We start from the raw sequence: 6605 nt of genomic DNA, 5'->3' as shown, positions 1-6605 counted from the left end.
TCATTAACATAAGAAAATAGTAACGTGCTTTTAACTTCAAAAATAGTCTAAATCCTTAAGTTGATGGATGTGTGGTGGGACCCCAAGAATGTATAAAAAGATGAATAGGGTTATAGAAAAAGAAAAAGGCGAATCTCCACTTTCAAAGGGGATTTGCCTTTTTCTTGCTACCGATAAAAGGACGTTATGTTAACCTCGCATGAGTACCCTATTCATGCAAATTTGCACAAAATTGTCTTTGCTGATGGTACAATCAAAATCATGGAGGGATATTATGTTAATTTTTTATGTAATACCATTTTTTCTTATATCAGGTACTTCAATATCTTTATTTTTCATGTCTGTTTCACCAAAAATTAAGGCTAAAAATCTATCATTGATAATGATCTGTTTAGCGATAAATCTACTCACAATTCCAATTTCTTGTTTGGTAGGTTCGTTTGTTTCTTATACAAATGAGGCGTCAACAGAATTTACATATAATAATCCACTTTATTTTTGGAAAGGATTTTTCTTTATTCAAATAATACCGCTTTTCGTGCTATTTGTGGCTTTGATATGGTGGTTTATCCGTAAGGGAAAAGAAAAAATCGACACATAGAATTTTAAAATGACTTCCGCATAGCGTAGGCTATTTAGCAAAATGCTGGCGGTTCCACTACTAGTATTCTTGCATTTAAATTATTTTTAATATATTATATTTATATGGTTATATAGAGATGGATGTATACAAAAAGATTTTACCAAAATGTAATATAACTTATGCTTGTCTTTTTAATATGTATCTAGTAAAAGTACATTTTTTATCAATACAATTATGTTTTCAATATAAATGGAAGTTTACTTACTTTCAATGATAGGAGCTAGTTGTTCTAGAACATAGAGGAACAAGGCACCATATAGAGTAATCTGACGAACCTAAGAAATACTGTATGCAGTTTGTTCATCTCAAGTACAACAAGAGAGCCTTACCTCTCTAGGCAAGACTCCATTAGTGTAGTTGTATAATTTTTACATATCAAATAAGAAACAGAAAACATATAACACAAAGTAGCAGAACCCTACCATTCCGCCTACAGCTAATACCTGTTTAACCCAACTCTTAAATTTTAGATTACTGTAAATCTCTTGTACTCTTTCCATATTTCCTCCTATTAAGAAGAACCCTTAAAGACTCTCACCTTGCTATGGTACCATTAAAGAATGACTAATAGAGGTCTAATTTTTGTCTAAACGTATAAATATGCAATATTGCATACAGAAATCTATTGTTACAAATGTAAACGCTTACTATAATAGGGGTATAAAGATTAATCACATCCTAGTACTAACACAAGAGGAGGAAATTATATGGAAATCGCAATGGCAGTTTTAAAATTTATCGGTGGAGCAATCCCATTAGTTCAAGAACTTCTAAAAGCATTTATGTAAATTCACTATTTAGCAATTATTTATAAAAATTATCATACAAATGATCTGTATATCAAAGATGAATTGATATACAGATTATTTGTGTGAGTAAAGTTCCTTTAACATTATAAATATGCAATATTACATATAAGAATGTGTTGATAGAATTGTAAGCGCTTACTATAATGAGAGTATAAAGATAAACCACATCTTAGCAACAACAAAAGGGGCGGAAATAATATGATTATTTTAAAATTTATCGGTGGAGTAATTCCATTAGTTCAAGAACTTTTAAAAGCATTTATGTAAGTTCATTATTTAGCAATTATTTATAAATAATTATTATACCTTAATACGAAAAAAGGAAGAAGTTGATTTTTGTGAAGACTACAAGAAATACAAAAGGAAAAAAATTACTAGCAAGTTTAATAATCAGCTTTTGCACTATTAACTATTCATCTATTTCATTAGCGGAAACACCTAAAAGTAATTCAGCTAATGCACCGAAACAAGCTATTGGCATTGATACTGGTATAGCAAATTTAAAGTATGAAAGTAGAGATATTTTAGCAGTAAATGGGGATAAAGTAGAGAGTTTTGTTCCGAAAGAAAGTACAAATTTAAATGGTAAATTTGTAGTAGTGGAACGTGAGAAAAAATCACTTACAACTTCACCTGTGGATATTTCAATTATTGATTCTGTGGCTAATCGTACGTATCCAGGAGCAGTACAACTTGCAAATAAAGCTTTTGCAGATAATCAACCTAGTTTATTAGTGGCTAAGAGAAAACCTATAAATATTAGTATAGACTTACCTGGAATGAGAAAAGAAAATACGATATCTGTCCAAAATCCGACATATGGTAATGTATCTGGAGCAGTAGATGATTTAGTATCTACTTGGAATGAGAAGTATGCATCAACACATTCGTTACCTGCAAGAATGCAGTATACAGAGTCCATGGTGTATAGTAAATCACAAATCGCAAGTGCTCTTAATGTCAACGCTAAATATCTTGATAACAGTCTAAACATTGACTTTAATGCCGTTGCAAATGGAGAGAAAAAAGTGATGGTTGCGGCATATAAGCAAATATTTTATACCGTAAGTGCTGAACTACCTAACAATCCATCCGATCTTTTTGATAACAGTGTTACGTTTGATGAGTTGACTCGTAAAGGGGTAAGTAATACGGCTCCGCCTGTTATGGTGTCAAATGTAGCTTATGGTAGAACCGTTTATGTAAAATTAGAAACATCATCTAAAAGTAAAGATGTACAATCTGCTTTTAAAGCTCTAATTAAGGGTCAAGGCGTTGAAGCGAGTGGACAGTACAAAGATATTTTTGAAGAAAGTACCTTTACGGCTGTCGTATTAGGCGGAGATGCAAAAGAGCATAACAAAGTTGTTACAAAAGATTTTAATGAAATCCGAAATATCATTAAAGATAATGCAGAATTAAGTTCTAAAAATCCAGCATACCCAATTTCATATACAAGCACTTTCTTAAAAGATAACGCAACTGCTGCTGTTCATAACAATACAGATTATATTGAGACGACAACTACAGAATATTCAAGTGCGAAAATGACCCTTGATCATTACGGTGCATATGTTGCTCAATTTGATGTATCTTGGGATGAATTCTCATATGATCAAAATGGGAAAGAAGTACTAACACATAAAACTTGGGAAGGAAGCGGCAGAGATAAAACGGCTCACTTCTCTACAGTTATACCACTTCCACCGAATTCAAAAAATGTAAAAGTCGTAGCGAGAGAATGTACAGGTCTTGCATGGGAATGGTGGAGAACAATTATTAATGAACAAAATGTTCCATTAACAAATGAAATAAAAGTTTCAATTGGAGGAACAACTTTATATCCGACTGCTAATATTAGTCATTAGGTAGAAGTGAAGCACCTTGTTTACAGGGTGCTTTTTTACTTGGTCACAAGTATATCGGGATTTTTTGCAAATATAGCATACTCATCAGATAGCGATGGAGTATAGACTCATTTAGTAAACTTTGCAACAGAGCCACTAATTTTATTTTTATAGATTTGCAAGACTTTTATTGTATTCAACTTAGCGTTTTTTTGACAATGCCACGGCTAAAGACACAAGCTGACTAACGTCAGTGGGATTCTTGCTACCAAAGGCGAAGGCGATTTCTAGTATCGCTGACGTGCAAGATTGCGGTGTGCCATCACCCCTCCCACAACAGACTATATAGGTTTGTGGGCTACGGTACTGTGACCATACCGTACAAATAGTTGGTTCTCATATGATTTTACGTCTTTTGCATGACCATGAAATGCTTATAAGTTTTTTGTCTGAATTTTTTGTTTTATTTTTATATAATTTCAAACAGGAGGCGATTTACTATTATATCTAGAATTGTATGAAAGTGTTAAAAAATGGGATGGGAAGTGGTATTTTGAAAAAAGTGATTTTATCTTCAACATTAGCTGTATCTATGGCTTTAGGTGCATTTGCGACATTAGGAACGTCACGTACATATGCAGCAGAGCAAAAGATTCAATACAACCAAGAATTTCAAACACCATCTTATATTGGAGAAGAGTGGAAAGCACCAGAAGGACTAGATAAAAAAGAGACTGTGTTCGAGTATTTAAAGAGTAAGAAAGACATGTTTAAATTAGCAGGAAATATGGAGAAACATTTTGAAATCGTTAAAGAAGAAAAAGACACAGAAGCAGAAACAACGCATGTGAAGCTTATTGAAAAATATAATGGTGTTCCTGTATATGGATCTGATCAAACAGTAGCACTTGATAAAAATAATAATGTGAAAGCATTTTTTGGACAAGTTATACCGAATTTAGAAAATAAAAATATCCCATCAACTGCAAGCATTTCAGAAGATGATGCTGTAAATATTGCGAAAGCTGGTATTGAGAAAGAGATTGGAAAAGTAGATAACTATGATGGTATGAAGAAAGATTTATACGTTTATGAAAAAGATGGACAATATTATCTTTCCTATCTTGTAAAAGCCTCTGTTTCAAAACCAGCACCAGGCTACTGGCATTATTTTATTGATGCAACAAATGGAAATGTGATCAATAAATATAATGCGGTCGATCATATTACTGGTTTTGGATATGGTGTTTTAGGAAACAGACAATCATTTGAAATTGTTCAAAATGAAAAAACAGGTGCATTCCATTTATTTGATGGTAAACGTGGAAACGGTGTTTATACGTTTGATTGGAGAAATTTGTTGAAACAATCCTATGATTCAACATCAAAAGGACTGGGATATACAGGTTATGAAATTGAAAGTAAATCCAAGTTCTTTGAAGATAAAGCAGGTGTTGATGCACATGCAAATGCAGAAAAAGTATATGACTATTATAAGAAAACATTTAATCGTAATTCCTATGATAACAAAGGAGCGAAGTTACGTTCTGTTGTTCACGTAGGAGAAAACTGGAATAACGCTAGTTGGAACGGTCTGTATATGGCGTATGGTGATGGTGATGGAAAACTGTTTATTCCATTTTCAGCGAGCTTAGATGTAGTTGCCCATGAGTTAACACATGCTGTAACAGAGCATACAGCAAATTTAGAGTATCAAGATGAGTCTGGTGCATTAAACGAGTCATTTTCGGATATTTTCGGTGCGATGGTAGACCGTGATGATTGGGAGGCAGGAGAAGATATTTATACACCGGATATAGCAGGGGATGCGATGCGATCCTTAAGTCATCCTGCTTCTATTCCTAATCCATTAGAACCCACTCAAGGTTATCCAGATCATTATAGAAAATATTATCCTGGACCATATGATAATGGCGGTGTTCATATTAACAGTAGTATTAATAATAAAGCAGCATATTTATTGTCGGAAGGTGGCTGGCATTACGGTGTGGAAGTAAATGGCGTTGGCCGCGAAGCTACAGAAAAAATTTACTATCGTGCTCTTACAAAATATTTAACGGCAAAATCTAATTTTAAAATGATGCGCCAAGCTGCACTTCAAGCCGCAGAAGATTTATATGGTAAAAATTCAAAAGAGATACAAGCTGTAGCGAAGGCTTATGATGCAGTTGGTATAGAATAAGACCGGAAAAAGACCTGATATATAACGTCAGGTCTTTTTTTACTGAGTAATCAAGAATGATTTTCGCTACGCCTTTATCAACCTATAAAATATTCATTAAATGAGAATGTAAACCTCATAACTCGATAAATATATTGTTCACGCTTTTTTTCTTCTGTTTAAGATAAGAAGAATACAATTTTGCAACAATAATGTTTTTTCTACGTTTCCTTGTACGCTAAGGGGTCATGTATATTAAAAAATTTCAACTTGAGCTACAGTATCTGATGTAGCATTTGCACCTCCTGTCGTTACTTTTAGTGAAATACGATCACCTGCTAGAAATGTCACCGAAATATCATTATTTATATAGGAAGTTTGAGTACCAGTTAGTGAAACAGTAAGAGGTGTATCTACACCATTTTTTCGAATTGTCAAGGTGACCGTGTTTGTACCTCCTGGTCCAGTTAAGGCTTGAATTGCTAAAGATTTTATCATTTTAGCCAAGAAGACTCCTTCCTCATGGAACGCGAAGTGAGTAGGTGGGAGATGAATTGGCATCGGACAAGAGATGGCAGGAAGCCATCTTAATTGTTCGACATGCATAAACTGTTACTTCACTACTTACAGAATGTATGTTTGTTGTATAATAGACCCATATCGAAATGGAGGTGAAACGAATGATGATCAATAAAGCATATAAATTTCGTATCTATCCAAATAAAACACAAGCAACCCTAATTAATAAAACAATTGGCTGCTCTCGTTTTGTATTCAATCACTTCCTCTCTCTATGGGATAATGCATACAGAGAAACAGGAAAAGGTTTGACTTATGGTACATGTTCTGCCAAACTTCCTGCCATGAAGAAAGAGTTTGTTTGGCTCAAAGAAGTGGATAGTATTGCGATTCAGTCGTCTGTTCGCAACCTTGCGGATGCTTATACACGCTTTTTCAAAAAACAAACTAGTGCCCCGCGTTTCAAATCTAAGAAAAAAAACGTACAATCTTACACCACAAAACAAACAAATGAAAACATTGCCGTTATAGGAAGCAAAATTAAATTGCCAAAACTAGGTCTTGTTCGATTTGCCAAAAGTCGTGAAGTAAAGGGACGTATTTTA

Annotated in this window: 5 protein-coding genes and 2 pseudogenes; 5 read left to right on the top strand and 2 right to left on the bottom strand. The window is 33.7% G+C overall.

The annotated features are described in order from the left end of the window. Positions 1 to 274 precede the first annotated feature (274 nt). The gene (locus tag JDS81_RS30695; RefSeq protein ID WP_097955258.1) at positions 275 to 601 is read left to right on the top strand and encodes a hypothetical protein; all 327 of its coding nucleotides are present in this window, start codon (positions 275 to 277) and stop codon (positions 599 to 601) included. Positions 602 to 1011: 410 nt separating this feature from the next. On the opposite strand, the gene JDS81_RS30825 is transcribed toward JDS81_RS30695, so the two are convergent. After that, a complete protein-coding gene (locus JDS81_RS30825) occupies positions 1012 to 1143 on the bottom strand; it encodes a hypothetical protein (RefSeq protein WP_000442770.1) in 132 nt (43 codons plus the stop codon). 100 nt (positions 1144 to 1243) lie between these two features. On the opposite strand from JDS81_RS30825, the pseudogene JDS81_RS31000 reads away from it, so the two are divergent. The 3 genes and pseudogenes from JDS81_RS31000 to JDS81_RS29635 all read left to right on the top strand — a co-directional run bounded on the left by JDS81_RS31000 (position 1244) and on the right by JDS81_RS29635 (position 5502). After that, positions 1244 to 1431 (top strand): annotated as a pseudogene (locus JDS81_RS31000) (hypothetical protein). Between the two features lie 359 nt (positions 1432 to 1790). Further along, the gene (locus JDS81_RS29640; RefSeq protein ID WP_374221162.1) at positions 1791 to 3320 is read left to right on the top strand and encodes a thiol-activated cytolysin family protein; all 1530 of its coding nucleotides are present in this window, start codon (positions 1791 to 1793) and stop codon (positions 3318 to 3320) included. Positions 3321 to 3852: 532 nt separating this feature from the next. Next, positions 3853 to 5502: a M4 family metallopeptidase gene (locus tag JDS81_RS29635; RefSeq protein WP_097955317.1), complete on the top strand. Its 1650-nt coding sequence runs from the start codon at positions 3853 to 3855 to the stop codon at positions 5500 to 5502. Positions 5503 to 5736: 234 nt separating this feature from the next. On the opposite strand, the pseudogene JDS81_RS29630 reads toward JDS81_RS29635, so the two are convergent. Further along, a pseudogene (locus JDS81_RS29630) lies at positions 5737 to 5979 on the bottom strand (hypothetical protein); the annotation flags it as partial. 182 nt (positions 5980 to 6161) lie between these two features. Here JDS81_RS29630 and JDS81_RS29625 point away from each other — a divergent pair. Beyond that, the coding region (locus JDS81_RS29625) for an RNA-guided endonuclease TnpB family protein (RefSeq protein WP_199688680.1) at positions 6162 to 6605 on the top strand (444 nt) is incomplete at its 3' end.

Source organism: Bacillus cereus group sp. N31, assembly GCF_016483245.1.
Classification (GTDB): domain Bacteria; phylum Bacillota; class Bacilli; order Bacillales; family Bacillaceae_G; genus Bacillus_A; species Bacillus_A toyonensis.
Note: the sequence above shows the minus strand (reverse complement) of the source record. Positions and strands in the feature narration are given on the sequence as shown.

Bases quoted from the DNA above. Each gene is read 5' to 3' on its own strand.
- JDS81_RS30695 (WP_097955258.1), top strand. From the start codon at position 275: ATGTTAATTTTTTATGTAATACCATTTTTTCTTATATCAGGTACTTCA.
- JDS81_RS30825 (WP_000442770.1), bottom strand. From the start codon at position 1,143: ATGGAAAGAGTACAAGAGATTTACAGTAATCTAAAATTTAAGAGTTGG.